Genomic DNA, 19,098 nt, shown 5'->3' with positions numbered 1-19,098 from the left:
CGGGGCGCGCCCGCGGGTCAGCCGGCCTGGAACATCGCCGCGGGGAGCGGCTTGAGCAGCTGGTAGAGGTCGTCGGTGATCGGCCGGTCCCAGGTGGCGATGGTGACCTGCACCCCGTCGCTGCGGTCGAACTGGGCACAGGAGAGCCGCGACTCGGAGATCTTGATCCGCCGTACGATGAGCGGCCCGTCGTTGAGCATCACCGGCGTGCCCTCGACCTGGGTCACCACCGCGGGCTCGTCGTTGCCGAGCGCCACCAGCAGCTGCGCGACCTCGAAGGGCACCTCGCCGTCGGCCAGCTCGCGGGCCGGCGAGCCCTCCGGGAGGTTGCCGATCAGCATGGCCGGGCCGCGGCCGCCGAACAGGTCGTAGCGCAGGTAGACGCCCTGGCAGCTCCCGTCGGGGCCGGGCAGCAGCCCCGCGCCGAGGTCGCCGGGCCAGTCCCCCGGATCCATCGCGAGAACGTCGAAGTCCGGCCCGGTGGGCGTGGCAGCGCGGCGGCGGAGGAAGGACATGCCGCCATCGTACGGGTACCCCGGAGGCGGCGGGAGGCGGGATTGCGGGTGCCGCTCCGGGGGTCGCGGACCTGCGCCGCGGGCGCCCGGCCGGCCGGGCGCACCGGTGGGCGAGCGCGCCCGGCCGGCCCGGGCCGGTCAGCCCACGGGCGCCACGTCGGCCGGCCCCTGGTCGGCTCGGACGGCCGCCTCCGCCCGGGCGGCCAGGCCGTCGGCCCCGCAGGAGCGGGCCAGGTCCAGGCCGCGGCTCAGCGCGGCGGCGCCCTCGGCGCGGCGGCCCTCGGCGTGCAGGGCCCGGCCCTGGGCGACCAGGGCGGCGGCCAGCTCGTGGGCCGGCGGTGAGCCCTCAAGAGAGGCCACCGCCCGGTCGAGCAGGCCGAGCCGCTCCTCGGGCCGTGCGACCTCCGCCGCCACCCGCAGCGCCTGGCCGACGGCCGACCGGGCGCCGAACCGCTGGGCCCGGTCCAGCGCGTCCAGGGCGGTCTCCCGGGCGAGGCCGGGCGAGGTGTGGCGCTGCGCCTGGGCGAGGTGGAGCTGCCAGGGGCTCCAGCTGGGGTTGCGCATGCCGCGCTGGTCCAGCCGCCGGCCCACGGAGGCCAGTTCCTCGATAGCCTCCTCCACCCTCCCCTGGGCGAGCAGCAGTTCGCCGTGGCCCGTCTGCGCGTCGGGGAAGGTGACGGCCGCCGGGAAGGGCGCGTGGAAGTCGTACTCGGCGGCCAGGCCGACCGCCTCCGCGGTACGGCCCCGGGCGATCAGCACCCCGGTCAGGATCGTGACGGCGTACCACAGCACGGGCGTGCCGCGGCCGACCCGCTCGGCCATCCGCAGCCCGTCGCGGGCCAGCGCCTCGGCCTCGGCGAGCCGGCCGCTGCGGTGCCGGACGTAGCCGAGCAGCGCGTGGCTGAAGGCCAGGTGGGCGCCGCGCCAGCCATGGCGCTCGAACTCGGCTATGCCCTGGGCGAAGAGCTCCTCGGCCCGCTCCACCCGGTCGGCGTACATGTAGACGAGGCAGGCGAGCACCGGCACCTCGAAGCCGCAGTCCTCAGCCGCCCAGTGCAGTCCGCCCTCCAGGGCCCGTCCGGCGTACAGCAGGGCGGTGTCCACCGGTTCGCCGCGCACGACGGCGTCCCAGGCGCGCAATCCGAGGATGTAGCGCTCGATGCGGTCCTGGCCGGTGAGGCGGTCGGCGAGCCGGGCCAGCCGGCGGGAGCGGCTGGGCGAGTCCGGTTCGTCGGAGCGGAAGGCGCTCCACATGAACTCCTCGGCCTGCATCCACAACCGGGCGCGGGCGGTGGTGGCACCGCGGGCCGCCCGGGCGACCACGTCGACGGCCTCGCTGAGCCGGTCGCTGTGGGCCAGGGACTGGGAGAGCCGGTAGTTGATGTTGTCCCGCAGGTCCGCGTCGTCGATGGGCTCCGCCAGGGCGGCCTGGAGGTAGTTGACGGTGGTGGCGGGCTCCAGCAGCTGGGTGGAGCAGCCCAGTTCGTAGAGTACGGCGGCGCGCTCGCCCGGCCGCGGGGGCTCGCGCAGTGCGCGGGTGAGGTGGTCGCGGGCCGCCTCGGGGGCGCCGGCCCGCAGCATCTCCTGTGCGGCGGCGCGCAGTTGCTGGACGACCCAGGGGTCCTCCTCGGGGTGGGTCTCCATGAGGTGGCGGGCTGCCGCGGCGGGGCCGAGGCCCGCGTCGACGACCGTCCACGCGGCCTTGCCGTGCAGGGCGACCCGCAGGGCGTCGGGGATGGCCCGGTAGATGGCGGTGGCGATCAGGGGGTGGACGAACTCCAGCGTGCGGCTGCCGGTCAGGACGCGGGCCTCCCGCAGCCGGTCGGCGCAGTCGGCGGCCTCCTGGCTGCCCAGACCCGCCACGGCCGCGGCCAGGGCGGGCTGGACCTGGGTGCCGAGCACGGCGGCGGCCCAGGCGAGCCGCACGGTGGAGGGTCCCATCCGCTCCAGGCGGGCGACCAGACCGCTGCCCTTCACGGCGGCGGCAAGGTCCCGCAGCAGGGGCGCGCTGGCCCGCTCCGGACGCAGGCCGCGTTCGCCGACCTTGGCCGTCAGCTCCACCGCCTCGAAGGGGTTGCCGGCGGTGACGGTCCAGCACTCGCGGCAGAACTCCTCGTCCGCGTGGGCGCCCAGCCGGCCCCGTACGAGGCTGGTGACGGCCTCCGGGGTGAGCGGTTCCAGGCCGATGGGGCGGTTGCCGGCGCGGCCGGGCAGGCCGCGGAACGCCGCGGCGGAGGTGGGCAGTTCGTCGGGCCGGTAGGCGACCACGAGCAGCAGGGCGAGGTCGTCGGCGCGTGGTGCGAACGCCGACAGCCAGGTGAGCGACTGCGGGTCGGCCCAGTGCGCGTCGTCCAGGACCAGCACCACGGGCGCGTGCTGGACGACGAGGTGGGTGAGCACCCAGTCCAGGCCGTCGCGCAGTCCCTGCGGGTCAGGGGCGGCGCCGCCGGCCGCGCACAGCCCCAGCGCCGGGCCGACGATGCCGTACCAGCCGCCCAGGGCGTCGCGCAGTTCGGCGTCGGTGGAGCCGGCGAGGAGCGGCTGGAGGAGCTGCCGGGCGACGTGGAAGGCGACCTGCTGCTCCTGGTCGCCGCCGCGCGCCGAGAGCACGGTGCAGCCTCGTTCGCCGGCCCGGGCGCGCACCTCGGCCAGCAGGGTCGTCTTGCCCAGGCCTGCCGGGGCGGCGACCGTCAGCAGGCCGCCGCCGCGCAGTGGGCCGCACAGGTCGGCCAGCGCGGCGTCCGCCGCCGCGAGCGGGCCGTCCCGCTCCAGCAACGCGTCCCCTCGGCTCATCCGCCCCAGTGCCATTCCCTGGCCTCCCCTTGCCGCCAGTGGGTGCGCGCCCGGCGCGCACTCGCGGTGGGGTCACAGCGTACGCCGCCGACTGCGCTGTGTGAGAGGGAACGCCGGTGCCGGTCCGGCCACCGCCGGGGGGCGGGGCCGACGGGTTCCGACAGCCGGCCGCGATCCCTGCTCGGCGGGGGTGTGCCCGTCCCGCGAAGGTCCGGCCGCCCGCCACCGCACCTCCGTTCCACACCGCCCCGGCGCCCCCACGCGCCCCTCGTGCGCCCCTGTTCCCTCCGTCGCCCTCCCCGACTCCGCGTTCCGGCGAATCCGCCGCCCCGCGGCGCGCGTCCCCTCGAGACGTTCACATCACGTCGCGGCGTGATCAGCGCCGGTCGCTCCCGATCAGTCGACGGTGGGTGCGGGCACAGGATCGGACGCGGGCCCTGGCACGGACTCTGGCGCAGGCGCGGACTCTGGCGCGGACGCGGGCCCAGGCACGGCTCCGGCGGCGGCGTCCCTGCGGCGGGCGTGGTGGCGGGCCACGCGGGCGCGGTTGCCGCAGGAGGGCTTGCACCACTCCTGGCGGGCGTCGGACTGGACGAAGTACCGCACGCAGCGCGGGGCCGGGCAGGCGCGCAGCCGGGTCCGGTCGGGGCCGGCCAGGAAGGAGAAGGCGGCCCGGGCCAGGGCGCCGGCGAGCAGGTCCGCGGTCGGGACGGCGCCGGCCGGTGTCTGGACGGCGGCCGGCTCACCGCCGTCGGGCCAGGCCAGGCGGTGGACCACCGGGGCCCGGAGCGAGGCGGCGTTGAGCACCTCCAGGGCGCGGGCCGGGGCGGGCAGGCGCCCGGCGTCCGCCGCGCTGGGCTCGCCCGGGACCGCGCGGGCGAACAGGGCTCGCACGGCGGTCCGCACCGCCCGTACCGCGGCCAGCCCGGCCTGGTCCGCGGCGTAGCGGCCCTCGGGGGCGAAGCCGGACTCCGCCAGGGCGTCGGCGTGGGCGGCCGCCCACACGGTCAGCCCGGCGGGTTCGGCGAGGTCGTCGGCGACGCCGCCGTGGCCGTCGTGGCGGATCGTGAGGGCGAGGTCCAGCGCGAGATGATCATCGTGCATTCGCTAATGGTATCGTCCGGTGAAACCATTAAAAGAGGGGGGGTCTTCATGTCCGGACTGCGCGAACTCCTGCGCGGGATCGGGGTCTTCGAGGGCAGGCTGCCGGTCTTCGACCTCGCGGACCTGCCCGCCGCGCCACACGAACTCTTCACCCGGTGGCTGCTCCAGGCCGTGAAGGAGGGGGTGCGCGAGCCGCACGCGATGACGCTTTCCACCATCGGCCTCGACGGCCTTCCGTCTGCCAGGGTGCTGATCTGCAAGGACGTCACCGCCGAGGGCTGGCGCTTCGCCGCCGACGCCGGCGGGCGCAAGGGCCGGGAGCTGGCGGCCTCGCCGGCCGCCGCCCTGACCTTCTACTGGCCGGCCCAGGCGCGGCAGGTCCGGGTGCGCGGCACGGTGGAGCCGGCCTCCGCGGCGGAGTCCGCCGCGGACTTCCTGGCCCGCTCCCCCTCGGCGCGGGCCGAGGCGCTGCTCGGCCGGCAGAGCAGCCCGCTGGCGGACCCGGCCGTACGGGAGCGGGAGGCGGCCGCGGCGGCCGACCGGATCGCCGCCGACCCCGGCCTCGTCGCGCCCGGTTGGACCCTCTACACCCTGCTTCCCGGCCAGGTGGAGTTCTGGCAGGGCGACACACGACGGGCGCACACGAGAGTCGAGTACCGGCGGGCCGCCGGCGGATGGGAGAGGGGATCACTGTGGCCGTGACCGGACCGGAGGAGGCCAGGGCGGAGTGCGCGGCGGGCACGGCCCTGCTGCGCGGACTGCTCCCCGGACTCACCGACGCGTCGCTGCGGGAGCCGAGCGCGCTGCCGGGCTGGAGCCGCGGGCACGTGTGGGCGCACATCGAGGGGGTGGGCCTGGCGCTGGCCCGGCAGGCGCGGTACGCCGTGCGCGGCGAGCGGGTCGAGGTCTACGACGGCGGGCGGCCGGCTCGCGACGCCGCGATCGAGGCGCTGCACGGCCGTACGGCCGACCAGGTGGCCGCGGCGGTGGGCGCGGCCCTGGACGAGGTGGAGGCGGCCTGGTCGGCGGTCGGCCCGGCGGACTGGCAGCGCCCGGTCGCCTACCGCGACGGCGCGCTGACCGGTGCGGTGGCCGCCTGGTGGCGCGAGTCGGCGATCCACACGGCGGACCTGCTGATGGGGCCGACCCCGGCGGACTGGTCGCGCCCGCTCTGCCGCCACCTGGTGGACTTCCTGTCGGTCCGGGCTCCGGCAGACGTCCGCCTGACGCTCACCGCCACCGACGACGGCTGGACGTCGAGCCGCGGTGACGGCAGGGAGGTACGGCTCGCCGGACCGCTGGCGGATGTGGCCGCGTGGCTGGCGGGTCGCGCCCCGGCGGCGCGGCTGTCCGGGGACGCGCCGCCGCTGCTGGGGCCGTGGCCCTGACGGCACGCCGGAAGCCGGCCTGCGCGGCCGGACGCACACCCTGGACGCACGCGCTGGACGCGCCCTTTGGCGCGGGTGAACGCGCGCGGTGAACGCGCGGACGAACGTACGAACATACGAGCGCGCCACGGCCCGCACGGTCTGATGCCGTGCGGGCCGTGGCGCGGTCAGGCCGGGCCGGCGGGGGCCCGCCCCGGATCAGGTGAGGTCGAACTCCCCGTCGCGCGCGCCGAGGACGAACGCGCGCCACTCGGCCGGGGTGAAGATCAGCGCGGGACCGTCGGGGGCACGGCCGTCGCGCATGGCGATGTAGCCCTCCACGAAGGCGATCTGCACGTCGCCGCTGCCCTGGCTGCTCGACAGCCACTCCGCACCGCTCAGGTCGAGTTGCGGCTTCTTCCCGTTCGCCAACGGCTGTCCGCTGTTGCTCTCGGCCACGTAGGGCTCCTCCCAATCAGGTGGTACGCCGCACAGCGTATCGGCCGCGGGTGCGCCCATAGGCCGGAAGTACCAAGCAGACGGCGGGAGCGGACTCCGCCGGACCGCACCCCGCCCGGCCCCGTGGCCGGCACCGCCGCGAACGGCCCAGGTGGCGACCGGTCGGGTCGCTCGGTCCGAACGGATTCGGCCGCGGACCGGCCAGGGACGCCGCCCCGTAACTCCCCTCCCGATCTTCTGTACCTACTAGTATGTACACTGCCTGCATGGACACCGCGGAACGGCTGATCACGAGCACGCAGCAACTCCTGTGGGAGCGGGGATACGTCGGGACCAGCCCCCGAGCCATCCAGGAGCTCGCGGGCGCCGGGCAGGGCAGCATGTACCACCACTTCAGGGGCAAGCCGGATCTGGCGGTGGCCGCGATGCGCCGCAGCGCCGCCGACCTGCGCGCCCTGGTGGAGGCCGAACTCGCCGAGGGCGGTTCGGCGTTGGAGTCCCTGGCCGGCTACCTGACCCGCGAGCGCGACCCGCTGCGCGGCTGCCGGGTGGGCAGGCTGTCGATGGACCCTGACGTGGTGGCCGCCCCGGAGCTGCGCGAGCCGGTCCAGGAGACCTTCGCCTGGCTGCGCGAGCTGCTGGCGGGACTCGTCGCCGAGGCGGTCGAGGCGGGCGAGCTGCACCCGGACCTGGACCCGGGGCAGACGGCGTCAGCCGTCGCGGCCGTCGTACAGGGCGGCTACGTCCTGGCCCGGGCGGCCGGCGACCGCGCGCCCTTCGACGAGGCCGTACGCGGCGCGCTCGCCCTGCTCCGCGCCTCCGCGCCGCCGACCCCGCCCACCGCCACCGGGCGGCCCGACGAAGGCTCCTGAACTGCCGCGGATCGTGCCCGGCCGCCGCACACCGCGTACTGCCATCTCACACCACGCCGCCGAACAAAGGAGCGCACACCTGTGCACGGCATGAACTACCGCGTCACCCTGCCCGCCGACTACGACATGGGCGTCATCCGCCGCCGGGTGGCCACCCGGGGACACCTGCTGGACGACTTCCCGGGCCTGGGGCAGAAGGCGTATCTGATCCGGGAGCGCGGCCGCGAGGGCTCGCCCGTCAACGAGTACGCCCCCTTCTACCTATGGAACACCCCCCAGGGCATGAACAGCTTCCTGTGGGGCCCCGGATTCCGTTCCCTGGCCGACGACTTCGGGCGCCCGGTCGTCGAGCACTGGACCGGTCTCGGCTTCACCCGCGGACCGGCGGTGGGGCAGGCGCCCCGGGCCGCCGCCCGCACGTCCCGCCCGCTGGCGCGGGACACGGACCTGCCGGAGGTCATCGCCCGCGAGCTGGCGGAGGTCGCCGAGCTGGGGCGGAGCTCCGGCCTGCACTCGGCCGCGCTGCTGGTCGACCCCCGCCACTGGGAGCTCCTGCGCTTCACCCTCTGGGAGGACGCCGCGCCCGAGGACGGGCCCGGCGCCGAACGCTTCGAGGTGCTGCACCTGTCCCGCCCGGGCCTCGACGCGATCCAGGAGGGACGGCAGTGGTGAACACCCGGGCGAGCGTCGACCGCGAGGCCGGCTACGCGCTGATGGGCCGCCTCGCGGGACCCGAGACGGTGGAGGGCACCCTCAAGAGCCTGGAGAGCCTGGCCCCGGGCTTCGCCGACTGGATCGTCACCGCCCTCTTCGGCGGCACCTACCAGCGGGAGGGGCTGGAGCTGCGGGACCGGCAGATCGCCACGCTGGCCGCGCTCACCGCGCTCGGCGGGGTCGAGCCGCAGGTCGACGACCATGTGCGCAACTCGCTGCGGATCGGTATGGAGCCGCGCGAGATCGTCGAGGTGATGGTCCACCTCGCCCCCTACATCGGCGTCCCGAGAGCGCTGGCCGGGCTGCGGGTGGCCGCGGCCGTCTTCAAGGAAACGGGTACCGACCCGGGTGCGGGCGGCGGCCCGGCGGACGGCGCCACCGCACCGGGCGACGCGGACCGGGACACCGGCGAGGCGGCGCCGTGAGCGCGGTCCGTACCGTACTCGGGGACATCGCGCCGGAGTCCCTGGGCACCTGCGACGCGCACGACCACCTCTTCCTGCGCATCCCCGCACTCCGCGGCCAGGAACTCGACGACCCGGCGGCGGCCGCCGCCGAACTGGCCTCCTACCGGGAGCTGGGCGGCCGGGGGCTGGCGCAGTGGACGCCGTTCGGGCTGGGACGGCGGGCCGGGGAGCTGCCGGAGCTGTCCCGGGCGGCCGGGGTGCACCTGATCGCCGCGACGGGCCTGCACCAGGCCGCCCACTACCCGCCGGAGCTGCTGGAGCGGCTGAGGGCCGGCGGGCTGGCCGAGCTGTTCACCTCGGAGCTGACCGAGGGGATGTTCGCCGACGACAGCCCCGACGGTCCGCGTACCGCCGTCCGGGCCGGCATGATCAAGGTCGCCGGCGTGTTCCACGGTCTGGACGCCCACGCCCGCGAGGTGATGGCCGCCGCGGCGGCGGCCCACCACGCCACCGGTGCCCCGATCGGCGTCCACCACGAGATGGGCACCGCCGTGGCGGACGTGCTCGGTCTGCTCCACGACGACCTGGGCGTCCCCACCGGCAGCATCGTCCTGGGGCACCTCAACCGGTTCCCCGACCCCGGGCTGCACCTCGAACTGGCCGCGTCCGGCGCGTTCCTGGCCTTCGACGGCCCCTCCCTGGCCAACCACCCGACCGACTGGCGGCTGCTGGAGTGCCTGACCGCCCTGGCCTCGGCGGGGCATCTCGGACAGCTGCTGCTCGGCGGGGACACCACCACCGCGCGGGCGCGGGCCTCGACCGGCGGCGGCCCCGGCCTCCCCTACCAGCTGCGGGTGCTGCGCCCGCGGGTGGCCAGGGAGCTGGGCGAGGACGCCGCCGAGACGGTCTTCACGCGCAACCCCGCCCGTGCCTTCGCCGCCGACTGGCGCTGAGGCGGCCTCAGCCGGGAATCCCGCTGGCATCCGGCGACCCGCCCTTCGTAAGGTTGCCGGATGCCCGTCCAGGTGATCGTCCTCAACGGCGGCTCCAGCTCCGGCAAGAGCACCCTCGCCCGCGCACTCCAGGTCGAACTGCGCGACCCCTGGCTCACGTTCGGCACCGACACCCTGGTGGACGCGCTGCCACCCAGGCTACTGGCGGGCGGTTCCGGGCTGCTCCTCGGCTCCGGCGGCGAGGTCGCCGCCGGAGCCGAGTTCCGCCGGCTGGACGCGGCCTGGACACGCGGCCTGGCCGAGGTCGCGCGGGCCGGGGCGCGGCTGATCGTCGACGAGGTCTTCCTCGGCGGCGCCGACTCCCAGAAGCGCTGGCGGGCCGCGCTGGGGGACTTGGAGGTGCTGTGGGTGGGCGTCCGCTGCGCCCCCGGGACCGCCGCCGCGCGCGAGGCCGCACGCGGCGACCGGGCCACCGGCATGGCGCGCGGCCAGGCGGAGCTGGTGCACCGGGGCGTCCGCTACGACCTGGAGGTCGACACCGGTACGGCGAGCACGCTGGAGTGCGCGCGGGTGATCGCGGCCCGCGTGGCGGCGGGCTGAACCCGGACGCGGGACGGCCGCGGGCCGTCAGGCGTCGGGGGCCGGAGGGCGTCCGGCGCCGTCGGACGACGTCCCGTGCTCGGCGTCATCCGGCATCGGACGGCATCGGACGGCTCCGGCTCTCGGCGGCGTCCGGCATCAGAGGCGTCCGGTGTCAGGCCCCGCCCGGCATCGCCCTGCGTCATCCGGCGGCGTCCGGCGGCGTCCGGCATCAAAGGCGTCCGGTCAGGCCCCGCCCGGCGTGGCGAACGGGCGGCCCAGGAACCCCCGCAGCACCGCGAGGAACTCCGCCGGCCGCTCGTCGTGGACCATGTGTCCGGCGTCCAGCATCGTCAGCGCCGAGCCGGGGATGCGGGCGGCGACGCGCGCGAGGTGGTCCTGGCGCAGGTGGCTGCGCGGGCCGCCGGCGACGACCAGGGTGGGCGCGGTGATCTCCGCGAGGCCGTCCCAGTGCCGCGCGGGCGGGGCGTTGCGCTGCCGGGCGACGTCGCGCACCACCCGCCAGTCGTAGCGGGCCGAACCGTCCGGCCCCTGCGGCACCGGGCGCGGAGGGTCGGCCGGGAAGGGCAGCGGCCCCTCCTCCAGTACCAGCCGGGCCACCACGTGCGGCCGGTCCATCGCGGCCAGCGAGGCAGGGACGGTGCCCATGGAGTGCGCCACGAACACCGCCCGCTCCAGACCCAGCAGTTCGAGCAGGCCCAGCACGTCGTCGCGCATCGCCTCGAAGGCGTACTCCCCCGGGCGGTCGCTGGCGCCGTGGCCGCGCTGGTCCAGGGCCAGCGTGCGCCATCCGTCAGCCGCCAGCGCGGGAGTGACGGAGCGCCAGGAGGTGCGGTCCTCACCGAGCGCGTGCAGCAGCACCACCGCGGGCCCGCCGGAAGGCCCCTCCTCCTCGCACACCAGCCGCACCCCGCCGACCTCGTACGCCGTGACCTCTCCCATACCGCGACCATAGCCGCGCGGGCGCCCACCACGCCGTCCGCCGCACGCGGCGGGCTACAGCGCCTCCAGGCCGTCGTGGTGGGCGGCGACCTTCCGGTACAGGACCTGCGCCTCGTCGTCGCGCCCCAGGTGCTCAAGGCAGCGCGCCTCGTCGTTGCGGGAGGTGAGGGTGTCGGGGTGGACGGGGCCGAGCACGGCCTCGCGGGCCTCGGCCACCTCGTGGTAGACGGCCAGCGCCTCGGACCAGCGGCCGAGCCAGCCCAGGCAGACCGCGATCTCGCGCTTGCTGACCAGGGTGTCCGGGTGGGCGTGCCCCAGCACCCGCTGCCGGACGGCCGCCACGTCCCGTGCCTCGGCCAGCGCCCGGTCCCACAGCCCGAGGCGGCCCAGGTTGACGCCGAACGCCTGGCGGGCCCGCAGCGTCTCCTCGTCGGCGGAGCCGGCGGTCCGGACCAGGTCGGCGACCAGCCTCTCGTAGAGCTCCAGCGCCTCCCGGGGACGGCCGAGCCGGCCCAGGCAGATCCCGGTCTCGTAGTCGGCGGCGAGCGTGTGCGGGTGGCAGGGGCCCAGCAGCCTGGAGCGCGCGGCGGCCACCTCGCGGTGGACGGCCAGTGCCTCGGACCAGCGGCCGGCCCGGCCGAGGGTGTAGCCGACCTCGAACCGGCTGCTCAGCGTCTCCGGGTGGTCGGCTCCCAGCGCCCGGCTGCGGGCGGCGTACACCTCCTCGGCGGCGGTGTGCGCCTCCTCCGTCCGCCCCAGCTCGCCCAGGTTGTAGGCGAGGTTGTGCTTGCACCGCAGCCCGTCGGGGTGGTCGGCCCCGAGGGTGCGTCCGTAGCCGGCGAGCACGGCGGAGAACTCCTGGTGGGCCTCCAGACGGCGGCCCAGGACGCTGAGCGCGTAGGCGGCCTCGTGGCGGGCGGCGAGGGTGGCGGCGTGGTCGGGCCCGAACACCCGGCGGCGGACCTCGGCCACGTAGGAGTACAGGCGCAGGGACTCCTCGGTACGGCCGAGGCGGGCCAGGCAGTAGGCCGCCTCGTGCCGGCTGGCGAGAGTGTCGGGGTGCTCGGTGCCCTGGAGCCGGTCGCGGTCGGCGGCCACCGCGGTGTGCAGGTCGTACGACTGCTGCCAGTTGCCGATCCGGCCGTGGTCGGCGGCCTCGGACTGCCGGGCGTCGAGGGTGCCGACCTCCGCCGGGTCCGGGTGCGCCCCGGTGGCGCGGGTGGACCAGACGCCGGTCAGCTCGTGGTGGGCCGGCGCCGGGGGCAGGGCCCGCAGGGTCGAGCGGGCGGCGGGGCCCGCGCTCAGCGTCCGGGCCCAGTCGGGCGGCGGTCCCTCGGCCCCGACCACCGGGCGGCCGGCGCCGGGGGCGGAACGGGCGCTCCTCAGACGGGTGGCGACGTCCGCCGCGTCCTGGGGCCGGTCGGCGGGGTCCTTGGCGAGGAGGTGGAGGATCAGCTCCTCCAGCGCCGCGGGCAGCTCGGGCCGCAGCGCGCGCGGCGGCTCCGGTACCGCGTCGCGGTGGCTGACCAGGATCGACCAGGCGTCGTCCTGGTCGAACGGCGGTCGCCCGGTGGCCAGTTCGTAGAGCACGCAGCCCAGGGAGTACAGGTCGCTGCGGTGGTCGACCTCGGAGTCGCCGATCTGCTCGGGCGACATGTACTGCGGGGTGCCCATGGCGACACCGGTCCCGGTCAGCCGGGAGGTGAAGCCGATCTCGTGGCCGAGGCGGGCGATGCCGAAGTCGCAGATCTTCACCGTCCCGTCGGTCAGCCGGATGACGTTGGCGGGCTTGAGGTCCCGGTGTACGACGCCCTGGGCGTGGGTGTAGGCGAGGGCGGCGGTCACCTGCTCGGCGATGTCGGCGACCTCCGGCACGGGCAGCGGCCGGCGCTGCCCGTCGTCCAGCGCCTGGCGCAGGTTGCGGCCGTCGAGCAGCTCCATCACCAGGAAGAGCAGCCCGTCGTGCTCGCCGAAGTCGTGGACGACGGTGATGCCGCGGTGCTGGAGGGAGGCCGCGACCCTGGCCTCTCGGCGGAACCGCTCGCGCAGCACGCGGGTGAACGAGGCATCACCGGAATGGCCCAGCGGTTTGAGGCACTTGACGGCCACGCGGCGGCCCAGGGACTCGTCGAGGGCACGCCACACCTCACCCATGCCGCCGCGTCCGATGAGTTCGTGCAGCCGGTAGCGGCCCTGGACGACCGCGACGGCCGAGGGCACCGCGGGCCCCGTGCGGTACGGGGCGGAGAGGTCCGGGTGCCGGCCAGGCGGGTACGCGGTGTCAGCATCTCCGGTGCCGGGGCCCGCCGGCTCCAGGACGTCCGTGCCGGTGTCGGCTCCGGACGGCCTGCGCAGCTCACGCAGGTCGCGCGGGCCCGCCTCGCCGCGCGGCCCCGCGTACCCTCGGCCGCCGTTCGGCGTCCCGGCGGCGCGGCCCGCCGACTGCCCCTGGACCGTTTCCCGTGCGGCCTCCTGTGCCCGTCGGAGTGCCGGTTCCGGCACCCGTTCCTGCGGCGGGGCGTCCCCGCCCTGCCGTTCCTGCTGCTGTCCAGCCGTCATCAGCGCCGCCGCCCCCGTGCTGTCGGTGCTTCCCCTGCCCGACGGGGGGTCGTGTCCCGCGGGCCGCTCGTGCTTCCCCGCCCCAGTATGGCCGGTCCGTCCCCCGGCGGCCCCGGTACGTCAACCCCGTGCGCGTCAACTCCCCGCTCGTGGCGGCGGCAGTCGGCGGGGCGAGGGGTGGGTGCCCGGGCCGAGCCGTCCGACGGCCTTGAGGATGTGGCCCGGCGGCAGTTGCCAGCGCCCCGTGGCCGGGACGGCGCGCAGCAGCCGGCCCAGTGCGCGCAGCCGCCGGTCGGTGCCGGCCGCGGAGGGCGGGGGCGTGCCGTAGAGGGCGTGCGCGTAGGGCGGCAGAGCCGCGTAGGCGGCGGCGGACAGGGTCCCCCACAGCGCCGCCCGCAGCGGCACCAGCGGGGCCGGCACCGGCGGCGACTTCAGGAAGCGCAGCACGTCGTGGGCCTCGGGGGTGGTCGCGAGCAGGGGCTCGGCCTTCTCGAAGTAGCGGGCGAGTTCGGCGGTGTCGGCGGGCACGTCGGCCGGGTCCAGGCCGACCAGGCGGGCCGCTTCCCGCTGCTCGTCGACGTAGGCGTCGGCGTGCGCGTCGGTCAGCGGGTAGCCGGAGCGGCGGGCCACGGAGAGGTAGGAGTCGATCTCCGCGCAGTGCACCCACAGCAGCAGCTCGGGATCGTCGATCCGGAAGCGTTCGCCGGTCTCCGGGTCGGTGGCCGTCAGGCGGCGGTGGATACCGCGGATGCGGGCGCCGGCGCGTTCGGCCGCGAGGGTGGTGCCGTAGGTGGTCCCGCCGACGAAGGAGGCCGTACGCAGCAGCCGGCCCCAGGCGTCCTGCCGGAAGTCGGAGTTCTGGGCGACGCCTCGGACCGCGCGGGGATGCAGGGCCTGGAGGTAGAGCGCGCGTACCCCGCCGACCCACATGATCGGGTCGCCGTGCAACTGCCAGGTCACCGAGCCGGGCCCGAAGAGCCCGGGGTCCGCGTCACGCATCGCCGCCTCCGTGTCGTCCCGCGGGGACCGTGGGCGCCGCCCGGTCCGCCTGCCTGCCTGCCTGCCACAACAGGCTGTCCCGCCCGCCGCCCTCCTTGACACCACCCACGGTAATGGTGAGGCCCGAGCTGTGGGAGCCCGCGGCCCCGCCCCGCCGCGCGCGGGGGTGCCGGCTGACGGGTGGCGCGGCCTCCCGGGGGCGATACTGCGCTGGTGGCGGGTGCGCGGTGCCCGCGGGCGCCGCCGGAGCGCGGTCCGGACGGGAGGAGCGGTCGGGATGCGGGTGGCGGTGGCCGGCGGGACCGGCCTGGCCGGGCGGCACGTGGCCGCCGCGCTGCGGGACCTGGGCCACGATCCGGTGGTGCTGGCCCGCTCCGCGGGGGTCGACCTGCTCACCGGCGCCGGACTGGACGCCGCCCTGGAGTCGGTGGCGGCCGTGGTGGACGTCTCGAACACGACGGCGGTCACGCGCCGGGCGGCGGTCGGCTTCTTCGACACGGCCGGACGGATGCTGCTGGACGCCGAACGCCGTGCGGGCGTCGCGCACCACGTGGTCCTGTCGATCGTCGGCGTGGACCGGGTGGGCCTGGGCTACTACCGGGGCAAGCTGCGGCAGGAGCGGCTCGCCGCGGCGGGCCCGGTGCCGTGCACGGTGCTGCGGGCGACGCAGTTCCACGAGTTCCCCCGGCAGTTGCTGGACCGGACGCCGGGGCCGGTGGCCGCGGTCCCGAAGGCCCGGGTGCAGCCGGTGGCGGTGCGCGAGGTGGGCGCCGCCCTCGCCGAACTGGCCGTCGGACCGCCGCTGGGAGTCGCGCCGGAGCTGGCGGGGCCCCGTGAGGAGTACCTGCCGGACATGGTGCGCGGAGTGGCGCGGGCACGCGGCGAGCGCCGCCTGGTGCTGCCGGTACCGCTGCCGGGCGCGGCGGGCCGGGCGGTCGCGGAGGGCGCGCTGCTGCCGTCCGGGCGGGCGGCGAGGGCCCGGCAGGCGTTCGACGAGTGGCTGGCGGAGGAGGCGGGCCGCGCCGCGCTCAAGCGGTGGACGACGTGACCCCGCCGCCGTCACGGGCGCGCGGCAGCGTGGCTCTCGTGCGCGTCACAGCCCGGCGGCCCGGAGCAGCGAGGTGCGGTCGTCCTCACTCAGCGAGGAGGCCGCCGACAGCTCCTCGTCGGCCAGCAAGCCCAGCACCAACGCGGCGTCAGCGGCGAACGATGCCCGGCACAGGCGCCGTTCAGGATGATCCTGCTCGGCGCCGCTGAGCGCAAGGGACCACGCGTTGCCGGGGTCGGACGGCTCCGAAAGGGCGGCGACCACCAGCACCAGACCGAACAGTTCACCCCGTCGCGGGACGGACGGGTCGGCGGCCAGACGCAGCAGGAAGGGCACGAAGGCCGGAGTCGCCGCGCTGATGGCCATCGGCCCCGACAACAGAATCCACCCCAGGACGCTTTCGGCCTGCTCGGCCGCGTCCGGGTCGAGCAGGCCGCGCAACACGACCGGGACGTCTTTCGGGCAACCAGGAACCGCCGACCACGCCACGTCCTCACAGCCGGCGAGCGCGGGGTGCGGAGAACGCCCCCGCGTCAGGCTCGGGTACGCCGTCGCCAGTGCCGCTGTGGCGCTCACCGCCGCCGCCTCACGATCCGCCCTGCACACCGTGCACCCTCTTCCCGCTCACCAGCCGCCGCTCCGGGCAGGACCCTGGCCGACGCGTCCAAGCCGTCGGCCGTGCGGGCCCGCACGGCCGGGCACCCCACTTCAACGGTCGGTCATCTGGTTGGCCGGCCGCTCGGGAATCGGCGGACGGCCGACCGGATGATGCCGCAGTGGAGATGTCGTTGGTGCTGATCCTGGCGGTGATGTCATGCTCCCCGCGGAGAGGGATGGGCGCGGCTACTGCCAGAGCGCCTGGGCGACCGCCGCGCCGGTGAAGGCCGCGCCCAGCCCCGCCGCCACAATGCCGACGGCGTTCACCGCCGCCTGTAGGCGGGCGCCGCTCTCGGCGAGTCGCAACGTCTCGTAGGAGAAGGTCGAGTAGGTGGTGAAGGCGCCGCACAGGCCGGTGCCGAGCAGCAGCACCAGGTGCGAGGAGATGGCGCCCGCGGTGGTGGCGCCGCTGAGGAAGCCCAGGAGGGTGCAGCCCGAGACGTTCACCAGGAAGGTTCCCCAGGGGAAGGCGGTGTCGTGGCGGGACTGCACCGCGCGGTCGGTGAGGTACCGCAGCGGGGCTCCGACCACGGCGCCCGCGATCACCAGCAGCCAGTTCACCGTGCCTCCCGGTGGTGGACGAGCAGCCGCCGGGTGGCCGTGGCCGCGAGCCACACCCCGGCGAGCGCCGCGAGAAGGGTGAGGGCCATGTAGGCCAGGCCGGTACGGGGGTTGCCGCCGTCGATCAGGCCCCGCACGTCGTTGGCGTAGGTGGAGAAGGTGGTGAAACCGCCGAGCACGCCCGTGCCGAAGAACGGCCGTACCAGGCGGTGCGGTGTGACCACCTCGGTGATCACCACCATGAGCACGCCGATGACCGAGCAGCCGACGACGTTGATCCCCAGCGTCGTCCACGGGAACGCGCCGGCGGCGGTGGGCCACAGCAGGCCGGCCCCGTAGCGGGCGCAGGAGCCGATCACACCGCCCACGGCGATCACCGCGAGCACCGGCGCGGGGCTGGGGCTCGTCTCCGCACGCTGTTCCGGGACGCGCAGGTCGACGTCGGGGTCGACCGGTTCGCCGGCCAGGGGAGGACGGGGGTCGCTGGGCACGGGAAACTCCTACTCGCCGGGTACGGGCGCGCGCGGACCCCGCGCCGTCGGTGGACGGTACGGGCGCGCGCACGGGTGCGCGTCGCAAGCAGGGACCGTTGGCGGCGGTGTCGCCGCGGTTCGGGTACGGCGGGCCCCACCGCCGTGGCGGCGACCTTCCGGTGCCGCTGATCCCACCCTATCGGGTGCCCGGGGCGCGTCCGGGCGCGGGGCGGCTCGGGTTCGGGCGCAGCCGGGCGGACTTCGACCGAGGGTGCGGGTGCCGGAACGTGTCCGGTTGCGGCGGCTGCCCGCGGTTGGCCGCAGTCGACAGCCGACGGGACGAGCCGTGAGGACGGTGCGGACGGTAGGCGTGGTGCGGGGCAACGGAGAGGACGAGGGCGCGCGGCAAGGGCACCTCGCCGACTGCGCCGGCGCGATCGCCACGGCCGCCTGCCAAGCCGCGCACGGCGTGCTGGCGGCGCGCGGGACGTGGGTGGCCGACGAGAAGCACCTCCTTGCCTCAGCCGGCCTGCGGGACGTCGACGGGGTGCTGGCCGGCCTGACCGGCGCGCCCGCCGCGCTGGCCGCGGCCGTCGACGCGGCCGTCGACGCGGCCGCTGAGCTGCTCGGGAGCGCGGTGGCGGCGGCGTGGCCGGGTACCTCGGCGGCCGCGCGGTAGGCCGGCGCGGCGGTGCGCCGGCGCCCGGCGGACGGCAGGCGCCGCGGAGTAGGTCGTACGTTCGCCGTGACGATTGCCGATCACCAGCGGATACTGGAGCCATGCGCCGGCTGCGTGCGGGACACGCGCGGGACGAGGGACCGGGTGCCGATACCCCGTCGCCGGGGAGCCACCCGGCCAGGCGGGGCACCGGTCGCCGCGGGGTGCCCCGCGGGCGCGTGCGGCGCCCGGCAGCGCCGAGGCTCAACCATCCGTTGGACGGTCCGCGGCCGGCTGCCGGCCGGGGTGCGGGGCGTCTGGTGACGTGCCAGGGAGAGTACCCGTGAAGATGCTGATCAACGTGCCCGAGACGGTGGTCGCCGACGCGCTGCGGGGTTTCGCCGCGGTGCATACGGACCTGACGGTGGACGTCGAGCGCCAGGTGATCGTCCGCCGGGGCGCGCCCTTCGAGGGCAAGGTGGGGCTGGTGTCGGGGGGCGGCTCCGGGCATGAGCCCCTGCACGGCGGGTTCGTCGGGATGGGCATGCTGACCGCGGCCTGTCCCGGCGAGGTCTTCACATCCCCGGTGCCCGACCAGATGGTGCGGGCCGCCGCCGCGGTGGACAGCGGGGCCGGCGTGCTCTTCATCGTCAAGAACTACACCGGTGACGTGCTCAACTTCGACATGGCCGCCGAGCTGGCCGAGGACGAGGGCGTCCAGATATCCAAGGTGCTGGTCAACGACGACGTCGCGGTCACCGACAGCCTGTACACGGCGGGCCGGCGCGGTACCGGCGCGACGCTGTTCGTGGAGAAGCTGGCCGGCGCCGCCGCCGAGGAGGGCGCGCCGCTGGAGGAGGTCGCCGCCGTCGCCCGCCGGGTCAACGAGGTCTCCCGCAGCTTCGGTGTGGCGCTGAGCGCGTGCAGCACCCCTTCCAAGGGCGGCCCCACCTTCGACCTGCCGGAGGGCGAGCTGGAGCTGGGCGTCGGCATCCACGGCGAGCCGGGCCGCGAGCGCCGGGCCATGATGACCTCCCGCGAGATCGCGGACGCGGCGGTGGACGCCGTCGTCGAGGACCGCCGCCCCGAGGCGCCGGTCCTCCTTCTCGTCAACGGCATGGGCGCCACCCCGCTGCTGGAGCTGTACGGCTTCGCCGCCGAGGTGCACCGGGCGCTGACCGAACGCAAGGTGTCGGTCGCCCGCTTCCTGGTGGGCAACTACGTCACCTCGCTGGACATGGCGGGTGCCTCGGTCACGGTCTGCGAGGCGGACGAGGAGCTGCTGCGGCTGTGGGACGCGCCGGTGTCGACCCCGGCGCTGCGCTGGGGCTGCTGACCGCCGCACAGGCGCGCGACCGTCCGGCCCGACGTCGTACGGCCCCTGACGACCCACCACCGACGACCCGCCGCTGACCGC

General features: G+C 76.2%; 20 protein-coding genes. 10 read left to right on the top strand and 10 right to left on the bottom strand.

Annotated elements, in window-relative coordinates:
• Positions 1 to 17 precede the first annotated feature (17 nt).
• The 3 genes from BS72_RS29455 to BS72_RS29445 all read right to left on the bottom strand — a co-directional run bounded on the left by BS72_RS29455 (position 18) and on the right by BS72_RS29445 (position 4,412).
• Positions 18 to 515, bottom strand: coding sequence for a hypothetical protein (locus BS72_RS29455; protein WP_037914891.1), 498 nt, complete (start codon positions 513 to 515; stop codon positions 18 to 20).
• 138 nt (positions 516 to 653) lie between these two features.
• Positions 654 to 3,308, bottom strand: a complete 2,655-nt coding sequence (locus BS72_RS29450; RefSeq protein ID WP_232792566.1) for an ATP-binding protein — start codon at positions 3,306 to 3,308, stop codon at positions 654 to 656.
• Between the two features lie 396 nt (positions 3,309 to 3,704).
• Entirely contained in the window at positions 3,705 to 4,412 is a 708-nt protein-coding gene (locus BS72_RS29445) for a CGNR zinc finger domain-containing protein (RefSeq protein ID WP_063836165.1), read from the bottom strand.
• A 48-nt stretch (positions 4,413 to 4,460) separates the two neighbouring features.
• Here BS72_RS29445 and BS72_RS29440 point away from each other — a divergent pair, with 48 nt between their 5' ends.
• Together BS72_RS29440 and BS72_RS29435 are read left to right on the top strand one after the other, a co-directional pair.
• Positions 4,461 to 5,114: a pyridoxine/pyridoxamine 5'-phosphate oxidase gene (locus BS72_RS29440; protein ID WP_051951810.1), complete on the top strand. Its 654-nt coding sequence runs from the start codon at positions 4,461 to 4,463 to the stop codon at positions 5,112 to 5,114.
• Complete coding sequence (locus BS72_RS29435) at positions 5,111 to 5,800, top strand: maleylpyruvate isomerase family mycothiol-dependent enzyme (protein ID WP_232792565.1); 690 nt, start codon at positions 5,111 to 5,113, stop codon at positions 5,798 to 5,800. Before BS72_RS29440 ends, BS72_RS29435 begins: the two co-directional genes overlap by 4 nt.
• Before the next feature lie 198 nt (positions 5,801 to 5,998).
• Here BS72_RS29435 and BS72_RS29430 read toward each other — a convergent pair whose 3' ends face one another.
• Positions 5,999 to 6,238: a DUF397 domain-containing protein gene (locus BS72_RS29430; protein ID WP_037914886.1), complete on the bottom strand. Its 240-nt coding sequence runs from the start codon at positions 6,236 to 6,238 to the stop codon at positions 5,999 to 6,001.
• A 266-nt stretch (positions 6,239 to 6,504) separates the two neighbouring features.
• Here BS72_RS29430 and BS72_RS29425 point away from each other — a divergent pair, with 266 nt between their 5' ends.
• The 5 genes from BS72_RS29425 to cpt all read left to right on the top strand — a co-directional run bounded on the left by BS72_RS29425 (position 6,505) and on the right by cpt (position 9,784).
• Complete coding sequence (locus BS72_RS29425) at positions 6,505 to 7,110, top strand: TetR/AcrR family transcriptional regulator (protein WP_051951809.1); 606 nt, start codon at positions 6,505 to 6,507, stop codon at positions 7,108 to 7,110.
• Positions 7,111 to 7,191: 81 nt separating this feature from the next.
• Positions 7,192 to 7,782, top strand: coding sequence for a DUF4865 family protein (locus BS72_RS29420; protein ID WP_037914883.1), 591 nt, complete (start codon positions 7,192 to 7,194; stop codon positions 7,780 to 7,782).
• Positions 7,776 to 8,249, top strand: a complete 474-nt coding sequence (locus tag BS72_RS29415) for a carboxymuconolactone decarboxylase family protein (RefSeq protein ID WP_063836164.1) — start codon at positions 7,776 to 7,778, stop codon at positions 8,247 to 8,249. Before BS72_RS29420 ends, BS72_RS29415 begins: the two co-directional genes overlap by 7 nt.
• Complete coding sequence (locus BS72_RS29410) at positions 8,246 to 9,184, top strand: phosphotriesterase family protein (RefSeq protein ID WP_037914880.1); 939 nt, start codon at positions 8,246 to 8,248, stop codon at positions 9,182 to 9,184. The genes BS72_RS29415 and BS72_RS29410 overlap by 4 nt, the downstream gene beginning before the upstream one ends.
• 60 nt (positions 9,185 to 9,244) lie before the next feature.
• On the top strand, positions 9,245 to 9,784 hold the full coding sequence (gene cpt / locus BS72_RS29405) for a chloramphenicol phosphotransferase CPT (protein WP_037914878.1): 540 nt from the start codon (positions 9,245 to 9,247) through the stop codon (positions 9,782 to 9,784).
• Positions 9,785 to 10,009: 225 nt separating this feature from the next.
• On the opposite strand, the gene BS72_RS29400 is transcribed toward cpt, so the two are convergent.
• From BS72_RS29400 to BS72_RS29390, 3 genes are all read right to left on the bottom strand, one after another.
• Positions 10,010 to 10,726, bottom strand: coding sequence for an alpha/beta fold hydrolase (locus BS72_RS29400; RefSeq protein ID WP_037914872.1), 717 nt, complete (start codon positions 10,724 to 10,726; stop codon positions 10,010 to 10,012).
• A 54-nt stretch (positions 10,727 to 10,780) separates the two neighbouring features.
• Positions 10,781 to 13,285, bottom strand: coding sequence for a serine/threonine-protein kinase (locus BS72_RS29395; RefSeq protein WP_198545977.1), 2,505 nt, complete (start codon positions 13,283 to 13,285; stop codon positions 10,781 to 10,783).
• Positions 13,286 to 13,420: 135 nt separating this feature from the next.
• Complete coding sequence (locus BS72_RS29390) at positions 13,421 to 14,284, bottom strand: oxygenase MpaB family protein (protein ID WP_037914871.1); 864 nt, start codon at positions 14,282 to 14,284, stop codon at positions 13,421 to 13,423.
• A gap of 277 nt (positions 14,285 to 14,561) precedes the next feature.
• Here BS72_RS29390 and BS72_RS29385 point away from each other — a divergent pair, with 277 nt between their 5' ends.
• Positions 14,562 to 15,332, top strand: coding sequence for an SDR family oxidoreductase (locus tag BS72_RS29385; protein WP_037914870.1), 771 nt, complete (start codon positions 14,562 to 14,564; stop codon positions 15,330 to 15,332).
• A 45-nt stretch (positions 15,333 to 15,377) separates the two neighbouring features.
• On the opposite strand, the gene BS72_RS29380 is transcribed toward BS72_RS29385, so the two are convergent.
• From BS72_RS29380 to BS72_RS29370, 3 genes are all read right to left on the bottom strand, one after another.
• Positions 15,378 to 15,908: a hypothetical protein gene (locus tag BS72_RS29380; protein WP_232792564.1), complete on the bottom strand. Its 531-nt coding sequence runs from the start codon at positions 15,906 to 15,908 to the stop codon at positions 15,378 to 15,380.
• A 267-nt stretch (positions 15,909 to 16,175) separates the two neighbouring features.
• Positions 16,176 to 16,550 carry a fluoride efflux transporter CrcB gene (crcB, locus tag BS72_RS29375; RefSeq protein WP_037914868.1) on the bottom strand — a complete coding sequence of 125 codons (375 nt, stop codon included), beginning with the start codon at positions 16,548 to 16,550 and terminating at the stop codon, positions 16,176 to 16,178.
• Complete coding sequence (locus BS72_RS29370) at positions 16,547 to 17,041, bottom strand: fluoride efflux transporter FluC (RefSeq protein ID WP_037914866.1); 495 nt, start codon at positions 17,039 to 17,041, stop codon at positions 16,547 to 16,549. Before BS72_RS29370 ends, crcB begins: the two co-directional genes overlap by 4 nt.
• 355 nt (positions 17,042 to 17,396) lie before the next feature.
• On the opposite strand from BS72_RS29370, the gene BS72_RS38930 reads away from it, so the two are divergent.
• Positions 17,397 to 17,702, top strand: coding sequence for a hypothetical protein (locus BS72_RS38930; protein ID WP_322942531.1), 306 nt, complete (start codon positions 17,397 to 17,399; stop codon positions 17,700 to 17,702).
• A gap of 322 nt (positions 17,703 to 18,024) precedes the next feature.
• Positions 18,025 to 19,017 (top strand): dihydroxyacetone kinase subunit DhaK, encoded by a 993-nt coding sequence (gene dhaK, locus BS72_RS29360; RefSeq protein WP_037914863.1) that lies wholly within the window; start codon positions 18,025 to 18,027, stop codon positions 19,015 to 19,017.
• Positions 19,018 to 19,098 lie beyond the last annotated feature (81 nt).

This window comes from Actinacidiphila yeochonensis CN732 (assembly GCF_000745345.1).
Classification (GTDB): domain Bacteria; phylum Actinomycetota; class Actinomycetes; order Streptomycetales; family Streptomycetaceae; genus Actinacidiphila; species Actinacidiphila yeochonensis.
The sequence above is the reverse complement of the archived record's forward strand: the minus strand, read 5'-3'. Positions and strand labels throughout refer to the sequence as shown.

What these genes read in the sequence shown, in the direction of transcription:
- BS72_RS29385 (WP_037914870.1), top strand. Translation starts at nt 14,562, where the DNA reads ATGCGGGTGGCGGTGGCCGGCGGGACCGGCCTGGCCGGGCGGCACGTG.
- BS72_RS29395 (WP_198545977.1), bottom strand. Translation starts at nt 13,285, where the DNA reads ATGACGGCTGGACAGCAGCAGGAACGGCAGGGCGGGGACGCCCCGCCG.
- BS72_RS29445 (WP_063836165.1), bottom strand. Translation starts at nt 4,412, where the DNA reads ATGCACGATGATCATCTCGCGCTGGACCTCGCCCTCACGATCCGCCAC.
- BS72_RS29425 (WP_051951809.1), top strand. Translation starts at nt 6,505, where the DNA reads ATGGACACCGCGGAACGGCTGATCACGAGCACGCAGCAACTCCTGTGG.
- cpt (WP_037914878.1), top strand. Translation starts at nt 9,245, where the DNA reads ATGCCCGTCCAGGTGATCGTCCTCAACGGCGGCTCCAGCTCCGGCAAG.
- BS72_RS29455 (WP_037914891.1), bottom strand. Translation starts at nt 515, where the DNA reads ATGTCCTTCCTCCGCCGCCGCGCTGCCACGCCCACCGGGCCGGACTTC.
- BS72_RS29400 (WP_037914872.1), bottom strand. Translation starts at nt 10,726, where the DNA reads ATGGGAGAGGTCACGGCGTACGAGGTCGGCGGGGTGCGGCTGGTGTGC.
- BS72_RS29440 (WP_051951810.1), top strand. Translation starts at nt 4,461, where the DNA reads ATGTCCGGACTGCGCGAACTCCTGCGCGGGATCGGGGTCTTCGAGGGC.
- BS72_RS29450 (WP_232792566.1), bottom strand. Translation starts at nt 3,308, where the DNA reads ATGAGCCGAGGGGACGCGTTGCTGGAGCGGGACGGCCCGCTCGCGGCG.
- BS72_RS29390 (WP_037914871.1), bottom strand. Translation starts at nt 14,284, where the DNA reads ATGCGTGACGCGGACCCCGGGCTCTTCGGGCCCGGCTCGGTGACCTGG.